This is a genomic window from Citrobacter sp. wls615 (assembly GCF_005281355.1).
GTDB lineage: Bacteria > Pseudomonadota > Gammaproteobacteria > Enterobacterales > Enterobacteriaceae > Citrobacter > Citrobacter werkmanii.
The window spans coordinates 1-20,141 of record NZ_SZXM01000084.1 but is presented as its reverse complement, the minus strand read 5'-3'; the positions used below and the strand labels follow the sequence as shown (position 1 = coordinate 20,141).

Here is a 20,141-nt window from a genome sequence, read left to right as displayed (position 1 = left end):
AATAACAGTATGTGTATCAGTCTATGGAAGCGGATGTTGCCGTCGTTGTAGAGTCAGAGGAGCCCTTAGCGTGGCTCTTTTCTGGCGCAGGGCTGTCCAAATCACGACGTATACCAATGCGGAATATCCCGGCAAGCATAATGGCGCCGATAATCGCAATGCCGCCCAGCAGGTAAAGCCCAGCAATATTCGAATCAAACGCATTCTCAGCCCATACTCGAATGTTAGGGGCCACGAATCCGCCAAGATTGCCTAGAGAGTTAATGAGCGCTATACCCGATGCTGCCGCAGCACCACTGAGATAGCTGGTTGGGAAAGTCCAGTATATAGGCTGGACGGCCAGCAAGCCTGCGCAGCCAACGCAAAGTGCGATGAAGGCCCAGAACGGCGAACCTGCAAGCATGCCAGATAATGCAACGCCAAGACCACCGAAGAGCAGTGTAATCGTACTTATCCAGCGGCGTTCTTTCAGCTTTGTGGAAAGATGTGGGATATACCACGCGGCAAAAAGTGCACATAACCACGGGATACCGGATAAAACTCCAACGACGAAGCCAACGCCTTGCCCTGATAATGCAGCGACTTGGGACGGTAGGAAGAAAGCAATACCGTAAGAACCAACCTGAATGGTGAAGCAGATCAGACACAGATACAGCACTCTGGGATCGCACAGTGCTTTCAGGATCCCCTGCGGGCCATGGCTTGCTTTTGTGTGCTCTTCTTTTTCCATAATGACGCTAAGCGCCTGTTTCTCATGCACGGTCAGGAATGTGCAGCGTTTATCTGATGGCTTATCATCAAGATAGAAAAATGCGACAACCCCAACAAGTGCGGCGAGTAATCCTTCAACCAAAAACATTAATTGCCAGTTATGTAATCCCCATAAATCATGGATAGTTAATAATCCACCGGATACCGGTCCTCCGAGAATAAATGCGATCGGCGGCCCAAACCAGAAATAACCTGCCACTTTTGCCCTGATATTAAGCGGGAACCAAAACGTCAGATATAACATTACACCGGGCATAAATCCTGCTTCAGAGGCTCCGAGAAGAAAACGCAAGATAATAAATGTTTTCTCATCATGGGCAAACATCATTGCAGCAGAAATAAGCCCCCATGTTACCATGATGCGGGAAAGCCATAAACGTGCACCCACTTTATATAAGAATATATTGCTGGGAACTTCAAATAGTGCATAACCTATAAAAAAGACCCCGGCGCCCAAAGCATATGCTGCATTACTCAGCCCGGTATCAATCTGGAATGCCTCTTTTGCAAAACCAATGTTGGCGCGATCCAGATAAGCCATGACATACATGAGTGCCAAAAAGGGTAAAAGCCGTATAATTGACTTTTTAACTGCCGAATTGACAATCTTTTCATTATCACTATGACTCATAAATATGCTTCCAATCAAATGGTGGAAAGCTACTGTTATCTCTCATCATAAAAACGATGAAAGAGAGTAGGAAATATTATGCAAGAACTTTTAAACAGGTATTTTATGACATACCTGTTTAGTATGTATGTTAACTCAACCATTCCTGGCCATCAGGCCATGAATAACGTGTTAGTGTATCTGGTTTCATCTTTACACCATAGCCAGGTTGCAGCAGTGGATAATATCGTCCACGTTTTATCACCAGCGGCTCTTCGAAATTCTCGTGTAAGTGATCAACATATTCTAAAACTCTGTTTTTCAGTGATGCTGATACGGCGATATAGTCAAATAAAACAATATTCAATGAATACTGACACAGACCGACGCCTCCGCCATGGGGGCATACCGGTATGCCAAACTTCGCCGCCATTAATACGACTGCGAGTACTTCGTTTAAACCGCCCAAACGGGCAGGGTCTAACTGGCAAAAATCCATTGCGCCTGACTGGAAGAATTGTTTAAACATTACCCGGTTATGGGCATGTTCACCGGTGGCAATGCCAATGTCGCCAATTCGTGCTTTTATTGCCGCGTGACCGAGAATGTCGTCAGGGCTGGTAGGCTCTTCGATCCATAGCGGATCAAATTTAGCGAGTTTGCGCATCGCCGTAATGGCTTCATCAACGCCCCATATTTGGTTGGCATCCATCATCAGTTTGCGTTCCCAACCCAGCTCTTCACGCAGGATAGTCGCCCGGCGAATGTCCTGCTCGAGATCTGCACCGACTTTTTGCTTCAGATGAGTCCAGCCGTCAGCCACGGCCTGGCGGGCAAGCTGACGCATTTTTTCTTCTGAATACCCAAGCCAGCCTGCGGCCGTTGTGTAACCAGGGAATCCCGTTTCCAACATTTCTCTTTCACGCTGTGCTTTACCTGTTTCAACTCTACGCAATAATGTGATGGCTTCTTCTGGCGTCAGAACATCCTTGATGTAGGTAAAGTCAATGCAGCGAACCAGCTCTTCCGGTGACATGTCAACCAGCATTTTCCATACGGTTTTATTTTGCGAACGCGCCCAGAGATCCCACAATGCGTTAATAATTGCCGCGGTGGCCAGATGGATAACACCTTTTTCTGGGCCAACCCAGCGTAACTGGCAATCACCAGAAACAAGTTCATGCCAGAATTGGCCGAAGTTATCCGTAATGTCTTCCAGAGAACGGCCAATAACAAATAGTTCAGCTAAAGATTTTACTGCGCTTACACACAAATCGTTGCCGCGACCAATAGTAAAAGTCAGACCATACCCTTTTAAATTTTCTGTGTGGTCGGTAATTAATGTGACATAAGTCGCGGAATAGTCGGATATTGCATTCATTGCATCAGAACCATCTAGGTTCCTGGAAGTAGGGAAACGGATATCTTTAACGATTATATCCTTGATTGTAATAGCCATGTTGACTCCTATTGTGATGTTCTTTTGCTAATAAAATAGAAAGATTTGTTTAGCAGACACCCCGAGTGTAAGAGGGAGTAAATTACTCAATATGAGTTGATAATAAGATTGTGGGGTATTTTGCAATTTTGTGTTTTTAATCTGCTTTTAATTTTTTCGATTGTTTTGCTGGATAGAGCGCAGCATTGACTGTTTTGCCGTTTCAAGATGGTTCCGAAGTGCGAGGATCGCATCCAGATCGCTGCGGCAAATTAGCGCGCTGAGGATGGTCATATGCTCATCGATGGCAATGATATTGCGCTGTTTAAGATCGCTTTCATCCCACTGATAGTGGAAGTGGAAAATCACAGAGATGATTTCAAGTGATTGATTAAAAAATATATTATCAGCAGCGGAGAGCAGTAAAGCATGAAACTCACGGTCTAACTGCGAGAACATACGAAAGCTGCTGCCGATGCTGTCGCGCAGGATGCGATGGCGCTCCAACAGCATTTTTGCCTGCAGCCAGCGCGGGTCATCATCGGGCAGATTGAGGAAATGCTGCAAAGAATGGGTTTCCAGCATTTCTCTGAGTTCAAACAGCTGTTCCGCATAGGCCTGATCGAACTGCTTCATGCTCCACTGACCGCGTTTTTCGTTTTTAATCAGGTTGTAACGTTCGAATTTTAAAAGATATTCGCGCACAACTACCGGACTGACGCCTGCGGCTCTGGCAAGCTGCAGTTCGGAGAAACTCTCGCCTGCGCGCAGTTGGCGCTGGTTGATCATGGTGAAAAAAGCCTGCTCGAAGATCCGGTTTTGCTCGGTCATGGAGGCGGTGGTGCAGGCAAAACCGTCGTCATGGTCAGGTTTACGCACGATGACATAGTGGCTGCCGACCTGCGTTAGTACGCCGCATTCGCCTAAGTGGCTCAGCATATGGCGCACGGTGGTGCGGCTGATGTTGTACATCTCCGCCAGCGCGCTTTGCGACGGAAGTGGGGAAGGGATATGACCCCGCGCCATATCATCGATTATTTGGTTAATCACATTGTGGCGTAAGTTCTGTGAACGGCTCATGGCGTCTCCTTTTTGGCTATTAAAACCCGATTTAAAACATTTTTATGCGCTGAAATTCACAGATTACGTTTCCGCTTTCTTCGGTTTTTTTTATTTTCGTTGATATCTGAGGTAACAAAAAACAGGAGAGCAGAATCATGTCTACGATGAATACGTTGATTTGCCAGGAACCTAAAAAATTAGTCTGGAAAGAGCGTGAAATACCTATTCCAGGTGAGGGCGAAGCATTAATAAAAATTAAGTCGGTGGGTATTTGTGGCACCGATATTCATGCCTGGGGGGGCAATCAGCCTTTTTTCAGCTATCCACGTGTATTAGGCCATGAAATATGTGGGGAAATTGTCGGGTTGGGCAAAAATATACAAAATCTGAAAAATGGCCAGCAGGTGGCGGTTATTCCTTACGTGGCCTGTCAGCAGTGTCCGGCGTGCCTGAGCGGGCGCACCAACTGTTGTGAGAATATTTCAGTGATTGGCGTGCACCAGGATGGCGGCTTTAGCGAATACTTGTCCGTGCCGGTGACCAACCTGCTGGATGCGCAGGGCATTGACCCGCAGGCGGCGGCGTTGATTGAGCCTTATGCCATCAGCGCACATGCGGTACGTCGGGCGGCGGTAGCGCCGGGTGAGCAGGTGCTGGTGGTCGGTGCCGGTCCGATTGGTCTGGGCGCGGCGGCGATTGCCAAAGCCGATGGCGCACAGGTGGTGGTGGCGGATACCAGCCCCGCGCGTCGGGAGCATGTGGCTTCCCGACTGGGTCTTCCGGTTATCGATCCATCCGCTGAGGATTTTGATGCGCAATTGCGCGCTCAGTTTGGCGGCTCGTTGGCGCAAAAGGTCATTGATGCTACGGGGAATCAGCATGCGATGAACAACACAGTGAATTTGATTCGCCATGGCGGCAGCATCGTTTTCGTTGGGCTGTTCAAAGGCGATTTACAGTTCTCCGATCCTGAGTTCCATAAAAAAGAAACCACCATGATGGGCAGTCGCAACGCGACCCCGGAAGATTTCGCCAAGGTGGGGCGCCTGATGTCGGCAGGCAAACTGACCGCCGACATGATGCTCACGCACCGTTACGCGTTTGCCCAGCTTGCAGAGATCTACGAGCGGGACGTGATTAACAACCGGGAACTGATTAAAGGCGTGATCACGTTCTGAGAGGATAAGAGTGATGAAAACATTGAATCGACGTGATTTTCCGGGGGCCAGCTACCCTACGCGCGTGATCCAGTTTGGTGAAGGTAATTTTCTGCGGGCGTTTGTTGACTGGCAACTGGATATCCTTAATGAGAAAACGGATCTCAATGCTGGCGTGACCATTGTTCGCCCGATTAATACCGATTTTCCGCCGTCGCTCAACGCTCAGGATGGGTTATATACCACGCTTATTCGTGGGTTGAACGAGCAGGGCGAGGCGGTAAGCGAGGCGCGGCTGATTCGTTCGGTGAATAACGAAATCAACCCGTACAAGGATTTCGCCGAATATCTGGCGTTAGCGCACAATGCGGATATCCGCTTTGTGTTTTCGAACACCACTGAAGCCGGGATTAGCTATCACGCGGGGGACAGTGTGGATGATGCCCCGCCGGTGAGTTTTCCGGCCAAACTGACGCGACTGCTGCTGGAGCGCTTTAACCATTTTGCGGGGGCGGTGGATAAGGGCTGGGTGATTATCCCGTGCGAGCTAATCGACTATAACGGTGAGTCGCTCAAAACGCTGGTGCTGCGGTATGCGCAGGAGTGGCACCTTCCTCCGGCGTTTGCCGACTGGGTGGAAACGGCGAACACCTTCTGTTCCACGCTGGTCGACCGCATTGTTACTGGCTACCCGCGTGAAGAAGCCGCCGCGCTGGAAGCTACGCTTGGCTATCACGATGCGTTTCTCGATACCGCGGAACACTTTTATCTGTTCGTGATCCAGGGACCGGCATGGTTGGCCGAAGAGTTAAAACTGGCGCAATGCCCGCTGAATATCCGGGTGGTGAGCGATATCAAGCCGTACAAGGAACGTAAGGTCGCGATTCTGAACGGCGCGCATACGGCGCTGGTGCCGGTTGCCTGGCTGTGCGGGCTGGAGACCGTTGGCGAAGCGATGCAGGATGCTGATGTCCGCCATTATGTTGAGCGAGCGATTGGTGAAGAAATCATTCCAGTATTGGATCTCGATGCCGATGAACTGCGCGAATTTGCCGGTGCGGTGAGCGGGCGTTTTCAGAACCCCTACATTCGCCATCAGTTACTTTCCATCGCGCTTAACGGCATGACCAAATTCCGCACCCGTATATTGCCGCAGCTGCTGGCGGGCCAGCAAAATGGATGTTGGCCTGTACGCTTAACCTTTGCTCTGGCCGCGCTGTTGGCGTTTTATCGCGGCGAACGGACCGGGGAAAGCTATCCATTGCAGGACGACGAGCAGTGGATAAATCTGTATGCCAGCCTGTGGCCGCGAGTCGGCAATGACCTGACGCTGCGTGAATTGGTGGATACCGTGCTCGGCGATGCCGCGCACTGGGGGGAAGATCTGACGTTGCTGCCAGGCCTTGCAGAGCAGGTGACAGCCAACCTGGAAATGATTCTGGTGCAGGGAATGCGTCAGGCGGTGAACAGTCTGGAATAAGGTTGCCATGCAGCGCCCGGAGTTGTGTTGGGCGCTGTTTTTTTTACCCCTGAGCTGCCACCACTTTGATTTCAACCATCCCGATCCCCAGCTTACGCGGCGAGTGGCCGAGAATATTACCCTCGTTGGTAGCGACCGGATCGGGTGGGATAATCACCAGCGTATCGGCATCCGCCGGATTATCAAAATGTAAGGTAGTGGTGCTGATATCATGGCTTAGCACCAGCGTCTGTTCCTCATTGCCAACGCGTACGGGGATTGGGCGATTGGCGTTATTGCCATAGGCTTTGGCAGTGATGACCAGATCGAATTTTTTCGGCAATGGCGCTTTGTATTCGATTTTTACCTCTTCACTGAGCTGCGCATTGGACCAGCGTCCCCACGATTCAGGGCGTGAAATACCGCTAAATTGTTTCACCCCTTCCGGCGCGCCCGCCACGTTAAAGACGAAGCTGTCTGCCTTGTAGCGAATATCGTTATCGACAATTTTCAGCGTATCGACGTTGCCTTTGTAGCGCTCCATGTCGATCACCGTGTCTTTAAAGACGGTTTTGCTTTTCCATTTGGCTTTGTCAACGTGCTGCACGATTTGTTGCCCGCCCAGTTGCCCCTGCGAGACGCACCAGTCGGTGGAAAGCGCCAACTCCGGTGCCCACAGCTGCGCCATTTTGTAGCAGCGATCGATCCAGACAAAGTTATCGCGCGGCGCGAAATCTGCCAACTGGAAGCGCAGCGGGGCCGAGTATTCGCTTTCTGGTAGTGGTTCGACGCGTTTATCCGATACGCGCAGCAGCAGTGGCAGGCGGAAATGACTGCCGGAGAACGCGATCATATTTTTGTCCTGGTCGACGGTGAACTCTTTCATCTCTTTGGGGAAATTCCACAGGCGGATGATGTCGGGTTTCCACGCCAGCATTTTTTCTTTGATGTTGAGGAACACTTCCGACACGGATTCGCCCGACAAACTGCTGCGGCCAAGGCCGATAAAGTTATCGCCGCCCAGGATATCCAGCACCGTTGCGCCGTTATCCATCGTGTTACGTTTCACCGCCAGTGTTTCCTGTTGTGGCTGGTCGCCGCGCAGCACGAAGAACAGGTTGTTGCGATCCTGCTTGTTCAGATACTTCCATGCGGTGTTGTTCATCGCCAGATGATCGGAAGAAACCACGATCACGGTATCTTTAAACCACGGGGATGCTTTGATTTTATTGATAAATTCAGCGATGTTTTCCTGGCTGCAACTCACCGCGCTGAAGGACTGATTGGCCTTACCGTCGATGTCATAACGTTTGCGGTTACAGCTACGTGAGATAAATCCATCCGGATGATGGGTATCCACGGTTAGGGTAAACAGCGAAAAACGTTGTCCTGAACGCGATAGCTCTTCAAATTTTTTCCAGGCTTCGTCCAGCACGGTGTCATCGTAAAAACCCCAGTCGTTACGATATGCGGGATCCGCCACCACGCTTTTTAACTCTTCTGCGCCGTACAGATGATCAAACCCGTGAGATTTCAGGAACACATCCTTCCCGGCAAAGCGCAGGTTGGCTCCCTGCACAAAGTAGTTTTGGTAGCCGGAGTTTTTCAGGATGTCGCCGAGACAGATATTGTTGGGGAAAAAGCTGGAAACCGATGCCGAGGCATTGCCTTCAAATGGCGCAAACAGCGGGATGCCACATTGTGAAGCGACCATACCAGCGATGGTGTAATCCGTCCCCGGTAGCTGCATGGTGTTGCTGAAATCCATGCCTTCGTTTTTCAACGCGCCGAGTTCCGGGGTCAGATCCGGGAACGCATCGTTGTTAAAGTAGGTGCGTTCGAGGCTTTCGCCGTAGATATAAACCAGGTTCAGCTTCGGATGAGAGATGGTTCTCGACGGCTCTTTATAATAGGTCAGGAAATCCGGATCGCCATCGCGCGACTGAGATTTCACCAGTTCAGTTATCTGGTGAAACGCCGGGCTGGCGTCAACGGAGGCCAGCGCCAGCAGCAGGGCCAGCAGGCTGTAACCCACGTGATGCGGGTGATGGCGACGGCGGCGAAGGATCCAGCCGAGGGCGACGAAGACGGTCGTCAGCGCCAGCGCAATTCCGACGCCAGGCAGAATATATTTCCCGATACCCGCGCCGGTCAGGCTGTTGGTCAGAGTGTAAAGCACTGCGTCGTTGATTCCGTCGCCGGTGAAATAGTCACTGGCATACAGTGTGATATTCAAGACGATAAAAATCCCCAGCACCGTTAACGTGGCGGCAAACCACCAGGTATTGCGACCCGCTTTCCAGGCGTAAATCAGCACTGAAGCGAGAAACAGAGTGATGGAGATTAATTCTGACACGATCGATCCTCAGTAAACCGGGCACATGCCTGGCAGGCTAATCATTCGGTGAGAGAACAATGTAATAGCGTTGTTATATTGCTGCAATTGTAGTGACATTAAATTACGTTGTTATTCAGAATTGGTTTAGATATGCGCGTTTTTTTGCGGGTAATTACGGCTTTCGTGATGGCGGTATGTATCGGCAGGAATGGGGGATGCCGCGCAGGGGACGCGCGGCATTTAATGCCTCAGGAAATGAAGTTCATGCCCTGTTTTAACACCAGATCGCAGGCCTTGGTTTTTACCTGCTTCGCCAGCGAGCTATTACCAATCGTGTTCAGGTCCAGCTGTTGGCCATCTTTGGCATTGAGCAGGCCCTGAATGCCGTCCATGTAGTTGGTATCTTGTTTCTGCTCTGGAGCACTGAGGCCGAGTTTATCCAGCACCTGGTTTTTGACGTTTTGCGTGTCGGTAACCGAGGCCAGTTTCTGTTTGGCGCAATATTCCAGGATCCCGGCGGCGTTATTCATGCTGCTTGAGGTCAGTGACTGATTGCTGCCATTCAGCAGGCTGGTCAGGGAAGAGAGCGACGAGCTGCCCTGCGAGCCGGTGCTTTGTTTGCTCAGTTCGCTGGCCGCGCTGGAGAGCGAATCCTGCCAGGAGGCAGCAAAAACGCTGGTGGAGATGAGCGTGCTGGCGGCAAGCGCACAGCACAGCAGACGTTTGGTTGTTTTCATCATTATATGCAACTCGTGTTATGCCTTTTCAGCGCAGTATAGCGCTGGCTGCTTTAGGAGTGGTCCTAATACGTTTAATACTCTTTGCCTGTTACCCGGCTACGGTAGCTGTCCCAGTTAAAAATCACCCACAGGCTGTTGCCAAGGCGCATACGGTCCATCACGCGCTCTCCCAGCAGTTTGTTCATTTCATCCATATTGCTGTTGGTTAACATGCCGGTTGGGCGTTTTGAGGACGATCGGCGATCGACGATCTGATTGATGATCACTTTTTCATAGCGCGATTCGGTCTGCATGCCGATCTCATCGATCACCAGCAGATCCACATTGCTAAGATCGTTGAGCAACTGTTCTTCGCTGGTTTCACGGTTACTAAAGGTTTCTTTCATCGCCGACATGATATCAGCCACGGTGATGATCAGTACCGACTTACCGCGGAGCAGCAGTTCGTTGCAGATGGCTGCCGCCAGATGATTTTTGCCGGTGCCGGGTTTGCCCGAGAAAATAAAGCTGGCGATGTTGCCGTCAAACTCATCAACGTACTGGCGGGCTTTGCTCAGGGCGTTCATCTGACCTTCGCATTCCACCCGATAGTTATCGAATGAACAGTTTTGGTGCAGCGGACGGATACCGGAGCGGTTAAATGTGCGCTGCATTTTCATGGCCCGGTTTTCGCGGGCCAGCGCTGCGGCACGAATTTCACCTTGCTCTTTTTGCCATGCCAGTAGCTCTTCGCCCGTTTTAAAGGCAGGCTCGACATTGGGCGGCATCATTTTTTGCAGACGTTTCATCAGATCGCCAACGTTTTTCATCGTTATCCTCTAAAACCTGGTGGAATATGGCTGTCAGGTTCGCTGACACTGTTCACATCGCGCTTTGGCATTCCGCCATTGCTGGCCCGGCCAATCTGGATGCTACGCGCCAGTTTTTGCTGCCACTGAATATGGTGAAAGACTTTGCCTTCGGCCTGCCAGTAGGCGACGAATGAGGCCAGTTCCTCGGCGGTGACCGGTTCTCTTAACGCCACGCCCCACAGAGCGGCCTGGCGCTGAAAGTCGGCATCGGGCTGCCAGTCAGCGTACATCGCAAATTTCCCCATTGGCACGGCAACGGGCGCAGCTTGCGGCTCTTCATAAAATTGCGCATCCAATGTCACATCACTTCCTGGACGTGACAGCTTCTCTTCAAGCTCCAACAACTGAGCCAGTCGCGCAGGCGTCAGCGCGTAAAAGGCTGGCGCATTGTTGGCGAATACCGCTACGGCGCCACCCGCAGACTTTGCCAGTACTGCGTGATGATCGTGTAGTAAGGCGTCAATGCTGATGACGTCCGGCGTCAAAATTTTGCAGGGCATAATGTTTCTCAAAACTGAACAACAACTGAGAAGGGACTGCTTTTATAGTAACACAGAGAACCAGGAGAGCAGCAGATGAGGGGGAGATTCCCCCTCTGCGATGTGCTTAGAAATTACCGCGCTAGACGCGCGGGCGTTTGCGATACAGCCATAAGCCTGGTACGGATAAGCCGATAGAGAGCGCACCAACAATTGATGAGGCTTTCAGGAAATTGGTTAACAGGGTGATCATCAGCGCTTCGCTATAGCCGAAATGGCCGATTTTTACCGCGGAGATCATGGCGGTGTAGGCGGAGATCCCAGGAAACATGGGGATCACAGCCGCGACGGTGAAGACCTTAGGATGCGCCAGATACCAGCGCGACCACTGGATCCCAATGCAGCCAATCAGCAGCGACGCCATAAAGGTTGACCATTCAATATTAAATCCTGCGCTCATCATCACCATTCGTGAACCATGGCCCAGCGCACCGAGTAACGCACACCAGGGAAGCGCGCGATGCGGGACGTTAAACACCATGGCAAAGCCCAGAGCCGGAATCGCCGACAGGATCATGTCCTGTATTAGCGCCAGAATGAAATCGATCACGCCCATCCGCGTAGCCCCCATAAGGTCATCGACATAACCACCCCAATGCAGGTCGCCAACGTTAGCAGACTGGCAATGGCCCAGCGAGCCAGCCCGGTATTAATGTGCCCCTTAAACATATCCGCGACAGAGTTGATCAATGGAAAACCCGGAACCAGCAGCAGCACGCTGGCCGCCATGGCGATGGTCGGGGTGTGATTAAAGGTCGGCAGCGTCAGCAACAGGCCGGATATCGTGGTTGCCACAAAGGCGGTGATACAAAAGTTGATTTGCGGGTGCAAATGCCGGGACGCCAGGACCTGGCGGATATACATTGCTACCATGCTGGCGAAAAAGGTGATCACTGCGCCATCCCATCCGCCGTTATTAAGTTTACAAAAGCAGGCGCAGGACAAACCAACCATCAATGCGACCAGCCATCTTGGATAGCGTAGCGGCTTAATCTGGCTAAAGCGCTTCTCAACGCCTTTTATATCCAGCAGCTTGTGTTCCGCTAAAATAACGATGTGCTGCACTTCCGTCACGACGTGCATGTTAATGCCGCGATCATGATTTTTTCGGGTCGACGTCAGGCATTGCCCATCTTTAATGGTGGTCAGGACAATCGCGTTGGAGGAGATGGCGCTTTCTACGCTATCCATGCCAAGCGCCAGGCCGAGGCGAGTGGATAGCTCGTCAACCAGCGCGCTTTCTGCACCATGCTGGAGTAAAAAAAGCCCACATTGTATACATAACCGTGTAACCGTTCGCTGTGACGACTGCTCTGTTTGCATGGCTCGCTCTGACTGAAAAGGATCTCATTGAAGGGTGAATGCTTTCTTTTTATCATGAAGCACGAGCCCGTTGGCTCTGGCAAGATCAATCTTTGCGTTGAAAAAAGACGCAGGTCGCAGCCGCTTACATGCCTTACCTGCTTATCAATAAAGATAGCGCTACATGAAAAGGTCGTGTTATTTATAAGGATGGCAAATACGTAAGCAATGCTAATGTTCTATTGTAGTTCTTTTAATTGTACATAGAATGTATTTGTGCGTAATTTTGTAATAACGGTTCAATAGTTTGACGCTATTGGAATTATAGCGCCATCACTTTAATATTTTAATAAAATCCAAGGATAAACAATTCACCTCGTCTATTGTTTAAGGTTTTCTGTTAATTAATATATTTAATTTATCAGGAAGCTTTTAATAAGTGCGAATACGGACTGGTGAATGTGGAGGGGATATGTTGCCAGGACGCTGCAAAAACGCAATTATTATTAGTAAATTACCGATCGTACAAACTGGGCTTAAAGGTGTAATGCAAGGACAGTTCGCTGATTGCGAATTGACTTACTGTCGTTCCGTTGAAGAACTGACATTATTGCAGTTGCGGTGTGCTGATTTGGTGATTGCTGATTTATCCGCAGACTGCAATCATCCTCGCCCAGTCTGCGAACAATATTATTCTTTATTATCTCAATATCGTGATATTCATTGGGTATTTCTTGTATCTCGTGTTTTTTACCCTCTCGCCATCGAACTGCTGATGTGCCCGATCAGTTCGCTGTTATCCGATGCAGAACCGATTGAAAGTTTAGTGAATGTCATTCACGCGGGAAATACCCGAGCAGAGAGAATTAGCAAGTCGCTGCTCTCTCCGCCCGTAATGCCAGAGTTGGCTGACCATAGCGTCCGCTCAATTGCACTTACCCTCTCGGAGAGGAAAGTGCTGAGACTCCTGGGAAAAGGTTGGGGAATTAACCAGATTGCGTCGTTGCTTAAGAAAAGTAATAAAACAATCAGCGCCCAAAAGAACAGCGCCATGCGTCGCTTATCAATACACAGCAATGCAGAAATGTACGCATGGATAAACAGTTCTCAAGGATCGCGAGAACTGAATTTACCTTCAGTATATGGAGAGACCACGGAATGGAAAGCAGAAGCATTAAAAGAAACGTCGCACTTATAGAAAAATGTGCGATGAGTAGCGTGGGCATTGAGAGTTTATTTAATACCATGCCGGGTGACCAATACGCACTTCATCTCTTTTCGAATCAGCTTGCTTTTAGTCAGGCGATGTTAAAGATGTCATTTTCGGCAGTTATTTTTTCTCTTTCTGCTATCAGGACCGATCGCAGAGCAGGGCTCGCCTATCTGACGGAACTGGCGATAAATTTCCCTCGCATCAGGCGTATAGTTATTGCCGATGACGATGCTGAGGCGCGTTTAATTGGCTCTCTGTCACCATTGCCATTGGATGGGGTTGTTAGCAAAGCTTCTTCGTTAACTGTGTTGCAGGACGCGTTATTTACGGCATTGAATTGCCCTACCCAGGTAACCGAAAGCGCGAAAAACCATTGGTTTATCAATCAAAGCCGTGTGCTTAGCCCTACAGAACGAGAAATTCTGCGTTTTATGTCGAATGGCTATTCGATGCCGCAGATTGCCGTTCAGCTTGAGCGGAATATTAAAACCATTCGGGCGCATAAATTTAACGTAATGTCCAAGCTGGGCGTGAGCTCAGATGTTGGGTTACTGGATGCAGCCGATATCCTGTTGTATCTGCGCGCAGGTGAACCGACACCTTTTCTACAAGCGGCGTCGTAACGGTCAACGTAGACCTATTTTGTGTCGGTTTCAGTCACCGGGCTGGGGCGTGAAACATCATTGGCACACATCAACCCAGGTGGCTGAAGTTAGCTCAGCCATTCGTTCCGGTGTGATGCGAACCGCGCTGTGAATGGCTCCTGCCGCAGGCAGCACTTCAGCATAGTGCTTCAGAGAGACATCGCAATAAACCGAGATCGGTGTTTCCAGCCCGAAAGGACAAACGCCGCCAACGGGATGACCCGTCGCGTTCACTACCTCATCACTACTCAGCATACGGGCTTTGGCACCGAACGTGCTCTTTAGCTTTTTATTATCCAGCCGGGCATCGCCTTTGGCGACAACCAGGATGATGTCGTTCTTCACCTTTAGCGAAAGTGTTTTCGCGATCTGACCGGGTTCGACATTATGGGCTTTAGCTGCCAGTTCAACAGTTGCCGTGCTCTGGTCTAATTCGATGATCTCAATATCTGGGGCATGCTGCGCCAAAAATTGGCGTACTGATTGCAAACTCATTCTTCTCTCCATGGTGCCTACAGGCAGCTCCGCACAGCAGAAAACCGCATGGCGTAATTTGTCATAGGGCTCACCTCACTGTAAATATTTTATTGTAACAACATGGCAACATTGGCAGTTTTTCGATCGTCTTCACAATCAAAGAAACCGGTTACAGTAACCGGTTGCAGATTGTTGAAATGACGATTAATACTGAAGTTGTCACTTCCTCTGTATCACATAATAAGAGCCATCTATGAAACTTAACTCAAAATGCAGTTGCGCTGGTGCTCTTCCCGGCACGGTTGCGAAAAAGTGTAATGGGCTTTACGTGGTGGTGTTGATGACTGCATGGCTGCAGGGTTTTGCGCAACGGGAGAGCGGCTATGTCTACTAACCATGCTGTGTTTAATGTGATTTTCCGCTTTGTTGAAAACTACGTCAGTCCTGTCGCCGGGCGTATCTCTTCGCAACGTCACGTGATGGCAATTCGTGATGGTTTTATTTCGGCTATGCCATTTATGATCGTAGGATCATTTCTGTTGGTTTTTGCCTACCCGCCATTTTCTCCTGATACAACATGGGGATTTGCCCGCGCATGGCTGGACATGGCAAAACAGTTTGAAGGCCAAATCCTCACTCCGTTTGATATGACGATGGGGATCATGTCGGTCTACATATGTGCGGCTATCGCTTATAACCTGGGGAAGCACTATGTGAAGTCGCATCAATTAGATCCGTTTATGTGCGCGATGTTGTCCATTATGGCTTTTTTGCTGATTGCTGCGCCGAAAACCAAAGGCGCGATGCCCGTTGATAGCCTGGGTGGGACGGGGATTTTCACCGCTATCCTGGTGGCGATTTACTGTGTTGAAATGATGCGTTTCCTGAAGGCGCACAACATCGGTATCCGTTTACCCGATCAGGTGCCGCCAATGATCAAAAACTCCTTCGATCTGCTGATCCCGGTGCTGGTGGTGGTGCTAACTCTGTACCCTTTGAGTCTGGTTATACAGTCGCAGTTTGACATGCTAATCCCGCAGGCCATTATGGCCATCTTTAAACCACTGGTATCCGCCGCTGATTCTCTCCCGGCGATACTACTGGCCGTGCTGATTGGTCATCTACTGTGGTTTGCTGGGATCCATGGTGCGGCGATTGTATCGGGGATGCTGCAAATGTTCTGGCTAACCAATCTCGGAATGAACCAGTCGGCGCTGGCACAGGGCGCGCCTTTGCCCCATATCTTTATGGAAGCATTCTGGACGTTTTTCATCGTGGTTGGTGGGTCCGGCGCGACGATGGGGCTGGTGATTTGCTATCTGCGCAGCCGTTCGGCTCATTTACGCTCGATTGGGCGTTTGAGCGTGGTCCCCAGCATTTTCAATATTAACGAACCGGTGATTTTCGGTACGCCGATTGTTATGAACCCGGTGTTCTTTATCCCGTTCCTGTTGGCCCCGATGGTGAATGCGGTGCTGGCATGGGCGGCGATGAAGCTGGATTTAATTGGTCGGGTGATTTCCGTCGTTCCCTGGACGGCCCCGGCTCCGGTTGGCGCGGCATGGGCGTTAGGCTGGGATTATCGTGCAGCCATCCTGGTTGTCCTGCTGGCATTGGTGTCGGCGATCATCTATTTCCCATTCTTTAAGGTTTATGAAAAGCAGCTTCTGGCACAGGAAAAAGAAGAAGCACAGCGTATAGAAGAGGAAAATCAGCAGGTTGCATAATTTGTTGGCGAGGGGCTACGGTTCCTCGCTTATTTCAGCGTACAGTCACCGCATTGCTGAACGTCAGGCAGGCGATAGCGCTGGCAGCAGGTTCTGCGAACTAACAGTCCCTCGCGTGGAACAACGGTACGCCACAGGGGGTTATCCTGGCCGCAGGAGAGTTGTTTCTCAAAAAAGCAGGTCTGGCGCAGCGTGTTCAACAGTTCTTCACCTAACAACGGCTTCATTTCCGTTAAGTACCAGTGAATTAAGTATCCCGTATTACTCCAGATAAGCTTTGCGTTGATCTCGCCTGTCGCTTCCAGCGCCTGCACAACCGGCGTCAGCGCCGTGAGAATCAGCGTTTCCATACGTTGTTGAGGAGACAGGGCCGTGGTCTGGTGATCCTGATGCACATCGATCCAGAAGCAGGCTGCACGGCCCGTTTCGTGGAATTCTACGTGCATGTGTTCAGGAGAGACATCGATAGCCTCTTTTTGCGTCAGCAGAGCTACCATGAGCGGAGGCATCATCAGGCCGATATACCACTGGGCCCAGAGAGAAATCAGCGGTTTATTTTCGCGTGTCAGCGTAGGTTGGTTGCGATAGATATGGTCTGAATAAACGGCCAACAGCGAACTGAGCGTCGCCGGTTGCGTCCATTCATGTAGTGTCATCGCACCTGGAACGGGGGTTTCGTCAAGACGAATGAAGTCCAGTAGGTGCTCACGGGTCTTGGCTATCGTTTCGCGTACAGCAGCAGCCAGCGAGGGCATCTTTGCTGGGAGGTGGCTACGCCAGATGACATCTTCAACGATCGGTGCGGAACGATAAGCCATGGCAATATAAGGATGTTAATCTAAATGATAATGATTGCTAATCCTATAGTTGACAATGAACGATGGCAAGATCTTTGTCACGATGCTGGGTGCCACCGCACAGATAGCTCAGAGTGAAGGGCGGTTTACCCACAGCTCATCGCTGACCAGCGTGTTGTTACGCCCAAGGTTTTTCGCCTCGTATAGGGCTTTATCCGCTCTGGCGATAGCGGCCTCAATATCCTGTTCTACCAGAGGCGCAATGCCAATACTGACGGTCACGTTGGTTGCCACGCTTTCGTTAAACATGTGGGGTATTTTAAGGTCGTACACTTTCTGACGAATACGCTCGGCGGCAGCCTGTGCCTGCTGCGGATCGATCGCGGTCAGCAAAACCATGAATTCTTCGCCGCCGAATCGCGCCACCACATCCCGGGAGCGTACGGAATCACGAATGGCCGCTGAGACGCGGATCAGCGCCTGGTCACCCATCATATGCCCGTAATGATCGTTATAGGCTTTGAAGTGGTCGATATCCAATAACAACACGTAGTGCTTCGAGTTGCTCAGCGCCAACAGTGTATCGAGTCTGTGTTGCAACCCCCGGCGGTTATATAAACCAGTAAGCGGATCAAGCATGCTGAGTCCGCTGAGCGTTTCTCGTTCCTCCAGCAGTTTGTACATCAACTGCTGGGCGAAACCATCGTAGCGCTTTTGAATCACATGCTGGATGGCGATCCCGGCCATCGGTAACGCCATAAAATAGAAAATTCGTAAACCGTGCTCGTTGCCGCTAAGCCATAAACAGACGGCGACGGAAGGCAATGAGTGAAGCGTAAACGCGATGATATTATTGGCAAAAGCAATAGATCCAATAAACAGTACACTGAGCAGTGCGATTAACAGAAAATAATAGTCATTATGACCGAGCGTGGAATATTTCTGAAAAATATGGAACGCCCATAACAAGCCAAAAATTATTGAAATAAAAGGGAGATTAATTTTTTTATCCGTATATTTCCCATGCCATATAAGCAGCAGCGTGCTGGTGATCAGTATCAGCAGAGCCGGTACTGATACGGCTTTGACGGCAAAAAGTGGGAAAAAAAGCGTAAACAGCGCGGAGACTGCGTTGAGAAGCAGAAACAAACGCAACGAGAGTTGATATTTTTTAGTGCGCAGAGTTCGCCAGGATTGTACTGTCATAGGTAAATATTGTTAGTTATCTGTAATATACGAAGATGTGTTGGTAAATAAAACAAATAACGAACGGGGCATCATTCGCTGAGGTCTTTATTTTTAGTTGAAGCGTTAATCGGCGAGCAATTTATCACCTTATGTTATTCATGTCATCAATCGTTAAGTAAAACTCATATAATTGATAGTGCCTCCCAGCTGACAAATGAGAAAATATATCATATGATATTGGTTATCATTATCAATGTCGTAGGTGGAACCATGTTGCAACGTACGCTGGGCAGTGGATGGGGAGTTCTGTTGCCGGGGATGCTCATTGCCGGGATGGCATTTACCGATCTGTCAGTCTATGTATGGAAGGTAATGATTGTATTAGGATTACTACTGACTTCGCTCATGCTATATCACAAGCGCTTACGGCATTTTGTTCTGTTACCTTCATGCGCGGCGTTGATCGGCGGCATTGTGCTGGTAATGATGAACTGGAATCAGGGATAGGCGAAACAGGGAAGAAAGCGAGAGGGAAATAAGATAATTGGTGCGAGGGGGGGGACTCGAACCCCCACATCCTAAGGACACTAACACCTGAAGCTAGCGCGTCTACCAATTCCGCCACCTTCGCACAGTCATCTTATTTTTTTGATATCGCCTCGTTGGTGCGAGGGGGGGGACTTGAACCCCCACGTCCGAAAGGACACTAACACCTGAAGCTAGCGCGTCTACCAATTCCGCCACCTTCGCCCAGTGCGAGCAATATCAACGTGGATTATGGTGCGAGGGGGGGGACTTGAACCCCCACGTCCGAAAGGACACTAACACCTGAAGCTAGCGCGTCTACCAATTCCGCCACCTTCGCATACCATCGACACTCAAAAAGTATCGTTACCACGGAGGCGCATTCTAGTTGTTTTCAACTTTTCGTCAATAGTTAATTGTACAGGCTGGGCCGATTGATGCAAAAACGGCCATGTGAATGGCCGTTCGCTGCGAGACAATTACGCTTTTTTCGCCTGACGCGTCATGATGGTGCGATAGACCTTGAAGCGTCCGGTCTGTGCGATAACTTCATGGAATCCGAATACCTCATCCAGCACTTTCGGATAGGGCAGGAAGGCGTTCGCCACGATACGCAGTTCACCGCCGCTGTTGAGATGACGCACCGCGCCGCGAATCAGCGTTTGCGCGGCATCGAGGCTGGTCTGCATCCCATCATGGAACGGTGGGTTGGAGATGATCATATCGAAGCGGCCCGTCACGTCAGAAAAAACGTTACTGGCGATCACATCACCTTCAATACCGTTGGCGGCAAGCGTGGCGCGGCTGGCTTCAACAGCGGCCGCACTTACATCACACAGGGTTAAGCGGACTTTGGGTGAATGGCTGGCTAAAGCGACGGAGAGTACGCCTGCGCCACAACCGACATCCAGAATTTTACCTTTGGTATGCGGCGTCAGTGTGGAGAGTAGCAATTGGCTGCCAACATCCAGGCCGTCACGGCTGAATACGCCCGGCAGCGTTTTGATGGTCAGATTATCAACCTGATATTCATCCCAGTATTTTTCTGCCTCAAAGACCGGCTGTTTTTCCAGACGGCCGTGGTACAGGCCACAGCGACGGGCGCTGTCGACTTTGTTCAGCGGTGCGTATTCGGCCAGCATCTGCTCTGCGCTACGTACGCCACTGCGGTTCTCACCGACAACAAAAACATCGCTGCCCACCGGTAACAGCGACAAAATGTTCATCAGTTGGAACTGCGCTTCCGGCTTATTCTTCGGCCAGTAGTAGATTAGGGAAGGTGCGAACAAGTTCCTGATATGAG

Annotated in this window: 19 protein-coding genes and 3 tRNA genes; 6 read left to right on the top strand and 16 right to left on the bottom strand. The window is 50.3% G+C overall.

From position 1 onward, the window contains the following. Positions 1 to 16: 16 nt before the first annotated feature. The 3 genes from FDX04_RS20765 to FDX04_RS20755 all read right to left on the bottom strand — a co-directional run bounded on the left by FDX04_RS20765 (position 17) and on the right by FDX04_RS20755 (position 3,899). A complete protein-coding gene (locus FDX04_RS20765) occupies positions 17 to 1,402 on the bottom strand; it encodes an MFS transporter (protein ID WP_137361754.1) in 1,386 nt (461 codons plus the stop codon). Between the two features lie 130 nt (positions 1,403 to 1,532). Then, positions 1,533 to 2,840, bottom strand: coding sequence for an enolase C-terminal domain-like protein (locus tag FDX04_RS20760; protein WP_137361755.1), 1,308 nt, complete (start codon positions 2,838 to 2,840; stop codon positions 1,533 to 1,535). Positions 2,841 to 2,987: 147 nt separating this feature from the next. Continuing rightward, positions 2,988 to 3,899 (bottom strand): GntR family transcriptional regulator, encoded by a 912-nt coding sequence (locus FDX04_RS20755; protein ID WP_137371417.1) that lies wholly within the window; start codon positions 3,897 to 3,899, stop codon positions 2,988 to 2,990. Positions 3,900 to 4,036: 137 nt separating this feature from the next. On the opposite strand from FDX04_RS20755, the gene FDX04_RS20750 reads away from it, so the two are divergent. Next, on the top strand, positions 4,037 to 5,059 hold the full coding sequence (locus FDX04_RS20750) for a zinc-binding alcohol dehydrogenase family protein (protein ID WP_137361757.1): 1,023 nt from the start codon (positions 4,037 to 4,039) through the stop codon (positions 5,057 to 5,059). A gap of 13 nt (positions 5,060 to 5,072) precedes the next feature. After that, positions 5,073 to 6,518: a tagaturonate reductase gene (locus FDX04_RS20745; protein WP_137361758.1), complete on the top strand. Its 1,446-nt coding sequence runs from the start codon at positions 5,073 to 5,075 to the stop codon at positions 6,516 to 6,518. Positions 6,519 to 6,561: 43 nt separating this feature from the next. On the opposite strand, the gene opgB is transcribed toward FDX04_RS20745, so the two are convergent. From opgB to FDX04_RS20715, 6 genes are all read right to left on the bottom strand, one after another. Further along, positions 6,562 to 8,853 (bottom strand): phosphatidylglycerol--membrane-oligosaccharide glycerophosphotransferase, encoded by a 2,292-nt coding sequence (opgB, locus tag FDX04_RS20740; protein WP_137371416.1) that lies wholly within the window; start codon positions 8,851 to 8,853, stop codon positions 6,562 to 6,564. A gap of 230 nt (positions 8,854 to 9,083) precedes the next feature. Further along, positions 9,084 to 9,575: a DUF2501 domain-containing protein gene (locus tag FDX04_RS20735; protein WP_137361760.1), complete on the bottom strand. Its 492-nt coding sequence runs from the start codon at positions 9,573 to 9,575 to the stop codon at positions 9,084 to 9,086. A 71-nt stretch (positions 9,576 to 9,646) separates the two neighbouring features. Further along, on the bottom strand, positions 9,647 to 10,384 hold the full coding sequence (dnaC, locus tag FDX04_RS20730) for a DNA replication protein DnaC (RefSeq protein WP_038636979.1): 738 nt from the start codon (positions 10,382 to 10,384) through the stop codon (positions 9,647 to 9,649). Positions 10,385 to 10,386: 2 nt separating this feature from the next. Continuing rightward, positions 10,387 to 10,926 carry a primosomal protein DnaT gene (gene dnaT, locus FDX04_RS20725; protein WP_079225556.1) on the bottom strand — a complete coding sequence of 180 codons (540 nt, stop codon included), beginning with the start codon at positions 10,924 to 10,926 and terminating at the stop codon, positions 10,387 to 10,389. Positions 10,927 to 11,047: 121 nt separating this feature from the next. Next, positions 11,048 to 11,521, bottom strand: coding sequence for a threonine/serine exporter (locus FDX04_RS20720; RefSeq protein ID WP_038636981.1), 474 nt, complete (start codon positions 11,519 to 11,521; stop codon positions 11,048 to 11,050). Continuing rightward, positions 11,512 to 12,288: a threonine/serine exporter ThrE family protein gene (locus tag FDX04_RS20715; RefSeq protein WP_042312543.1), complete on the bottom strand. Its 777-nt coding sequence runs from the start codon at positions 12,286 to 12,288 to the stop codon at positions 11,512 to 11,514. The genes FDX04_RS20720 and FDX04_RS20715 overlap by 10 nt, the downstream gene beginning before the upstream one ends. Positions 12,289 to 12,739: 451 nt before the next feature. Between FDX04_RS20715 and FDX04_RS20710 the strand changes: the two genes are divergently transcribed. Both FDX04_RS20710 and bglJ read left to right on the top strand, forming a co-directional pair. Beyond that, positions 12,740 to 13,465, top strand: a complete 726-nt coding sequence (locus FDX04_RS20710; protein WP_137361762.1) for a response regulator transcription factor — start codon at positions 12,740 to 12,742, stop codon at positions 13,463 to 13,465. Then, the gene (gene bglJ, locus FDX04_RS20705) at positions 13,426 to 14,103 is read left to right on the top strand and encodes a DNA-binding transcriptional activator BglJ (RefSeq protein WP_061382861.1); all 678 of its coding nucleotides are present in this window, start codon (positions 13,426 to 13,428) and stop codon (positions 14,101 to 14,103) included. The genes FDX04_RS20710 and bglJ overlap by 40 nt, the downstream gene beginning before the upstream one ends. Before the next feature lie 57 nt (positions 14,104 to 14,160). Here the strand turns inward: bglJ and FDX04_RS20700 are convergent, their stop codons facing one another. Further along, positions 14,161 to 14,619 carry a YbaK/EbsC family protein gene (locus tag FDX04_RS20700; RefSeq protein ID WP_038636987.1) on the bottom strand — a complete coding sequence of 153 codons (459 nt, stop codon included), beginning with the start codon at positions 14,617 to 14,619 and terminating at the stop codon, positions 14,161 to 14,163. 365 nt (positions 14,620 to 14,984) lie between these two features. Here FDX04_RS20700 and FDX04_RS20695 point away from each other — a divergent pair, with 365 nt between their 5' ends. Beyond that, positions 14,985 to 16,328 carry a PTS sugar transporter subunit IIC gene (locus FDX04_RS20695; protein WP_032940335.1) on the top strand — a complete coding sequence of 448 codons (1,344 nt, stop codon included), beginning with the start codon at positions 14,985 to 14,987 and terminating at the stop codon, positions 16,326 to 16,328. Between the two features lie 29 nt (positions 16,329 to 16,357). Here the strand turns inward: FDX04_RS20695 and fhuF are convergent, their stop codons facing one another. Beyond that, the gene (gene fhuF, locus FDX04_RS20690) at positions 16,358 to 17,146 is read right to left on the bottom strand and encodes a siderophore-iron reductase FhuF (protein ID WP_137371415.1); all 789 of its coding nucleotides are present in this window, start codon (positions 17,144 to 17,146) and stop codon (positions 16,358 to 16,360) included. 108 nt (positions 17,147 to 17,254) lie between these two features. Beyond that, positions 17,255 to 18,331 (bottom strand): GGDEF domain-containing protein, encoded by a 1,077-nt coding sequence (locus FDX04_RS20685; RefSeq protein ID WP_137371414.1) that lies wholly within the window; start codon positions 18,329 to 18,331, stop codon positions 17,255 to 17,257. 252 nt (positions 18,332 to 18,583) lie between these two features. Here FDX04_RS20685 and FDX04_RS20680 point away from each other — a divergent pair, with 252 nt between their 5' ends. Next, positions 18,584 to 18,820, top strand: coding sequence for a DUF1435 domain-containing protein (locus FDX04_RS20680; RefSeq protein WP_072277010.1), 237 nt, complete (start codon positions 18,584 to 18,586; stop codon positions 18,818 to 18,820). A gap of 38 nt (positions 18,821 to 18,858) precedes the next feature. On the opposite strand, the gene FDX04_RS20675 is transcribed toward FDX04_RS20680, so the two are convergent. From FDX04_RS20675 to rsmC, 4 genes are all read right to left on the bottom strand, one after another. Beyond that, positions 18,859 to 18,944, bottom strand: a tRNA-Leu gene (locus tag FDX04_RS20675). A 32-nt stretch (positions 18,945 to 18,976) separates the two neighbouring features. Next, a tRNA-Leu gene (locus FDX04_RS20670) sits at positions 18,977 to 19,063 on the bottom strand. 28 nt (positions 19,064 to 19,091) lie between these two features. Continuing rightward, positions 19,092 to 19,178 (bottom strand) — tRNA-Leu (locus FDX04_RS20665). 139 nt (positions 19,179 to 19,317) lie between these two features. Beyond that, positions 19,318 to 20,141: 16S rRNA (guanine(1207)-N(2))-methyltransferase RsmC (rsmC, locus tag FDX04_RS20660; RefSeq protein WP_137371413.1), on the bottom strand; the 824-nt coding region annotated here is incomplete at its 5' end.

Bases quoted from the DNA above. Each gene is read 5' to 3' on its own strand.
- FDX04_RS20685 (WP_137371414.1), bottom strand. From the start codon at position 18,331: ATGACAGTACAATCCTGGCGAACTCTGCGCACTAAAAAATATCAACTC.
- bglJ (WP_061382861.1), top strand. From the start codon at position 13,426: ATGGAAAGCAGAAGCATTAAAAGAAACGTCGCACTTATAGAAAAATGT.
- FDX04_RS20760 (WP_137361755.1), bottom strand. From the start codon at position 2,840: ATGGCTATTACAATCAAGGATATAATCGTTAAAGATATCCGTTTCCCT.
- FDX04_RS20745 (WP_137361758.1), top strand. From the start codon at position 5,073: ATGAAAACATTGAATCGACGTGATTTTCCGGGGGCCAGCTACCCTACG.
- FDX04_RS20700 (WP_038636987.1), bottom strand. From the start codon at position 14,619: ATGAGTTTGCAATCAGTACGCCAATTTTTGGCGCAGCATGCCCCAGAT.
- FDX04_RS20715 (WP_042312543.1), bottom strand. From the start codon at position 12,288: ATGCAAACAGAGCAGTCGTCACAGCGAACGGTTACACGGTTATGTATA.
- dnaT (WP_079225556.1), bottom strand. From the start codon at position 10,926: ATGCCCTGCAAAATTTTGACGCCGGACGTCATCAGCATTGACGCCTTA.
- fhuF (WP_137371415.1), bottom strand. From the start codon at position 17,146: ATGGCTTATCGTTCCGCACCGATCGTTGAAGATGTCATCTGGCGTAGC.
- FDX04_RS20750 (WP_137361757.1), top strand. From the start codon at position 4,037: ATGTCTACGATGAATACGTTGATTTGCCAGGAACCTAAAAAATTAGTC.
- FDX04_RS20720 (WP_038636981.1), bottom strand. From the start codon at position 11,521: ATGGGCGTGATCGATTTCATTCTGGCGCTAATACAGGACATGATCCTG.
- FDX04_RS20695 (WP_032940335.1), top strand. From the start codon at position 14,985: ATGTCTACTAACCATGCTGTGTTTAATGTGATTTTCCGCTTTGTTGAA.
- FDX04_RS20680 (WP_072277010.1), top strand. From the start codon at position 18,584: ATGTTGCAACGTACGCTGGGCAGTGGATGGGGAGTTCTGTTGCCGGGG.
- dnaC (WP_038636979.1), bottom strand. From the start codon at position 10,384: ATGAAAAACGTTGGCGATCTGATGAAACGTCTGCAAAAAATGATGCCG.
- FDX04_RS20710 (WP_137361762.1), top strand. From the start codon at position 12,740: ATGTTGCCAGGACGCTGCAAAAACGCAATTATTATTAGTAAATTACCG.
- FDX04_RS20755 (WP_137371417.1), bottom strand. From the start codon at position 3,899: ATGAGCCGTTCACAGAACTTACGCCACAATGTGATTAACCAAATAATC.
- FDX04_RS20735 (WP_137361760.1), bottom strand. From the start codon at position 9,575: ATGATGAAAACAACCAAACGTCTGCTGTGCTGTGCGCTTGCCGCCAGC.
- FDX04_RS20765 (WP_137361754.1), bottom strand. From the start codon at position 1,402: ATGAGTCATAGTGATAATGAAAAGATTGTCAATTCGGCAGTTAAAAAG.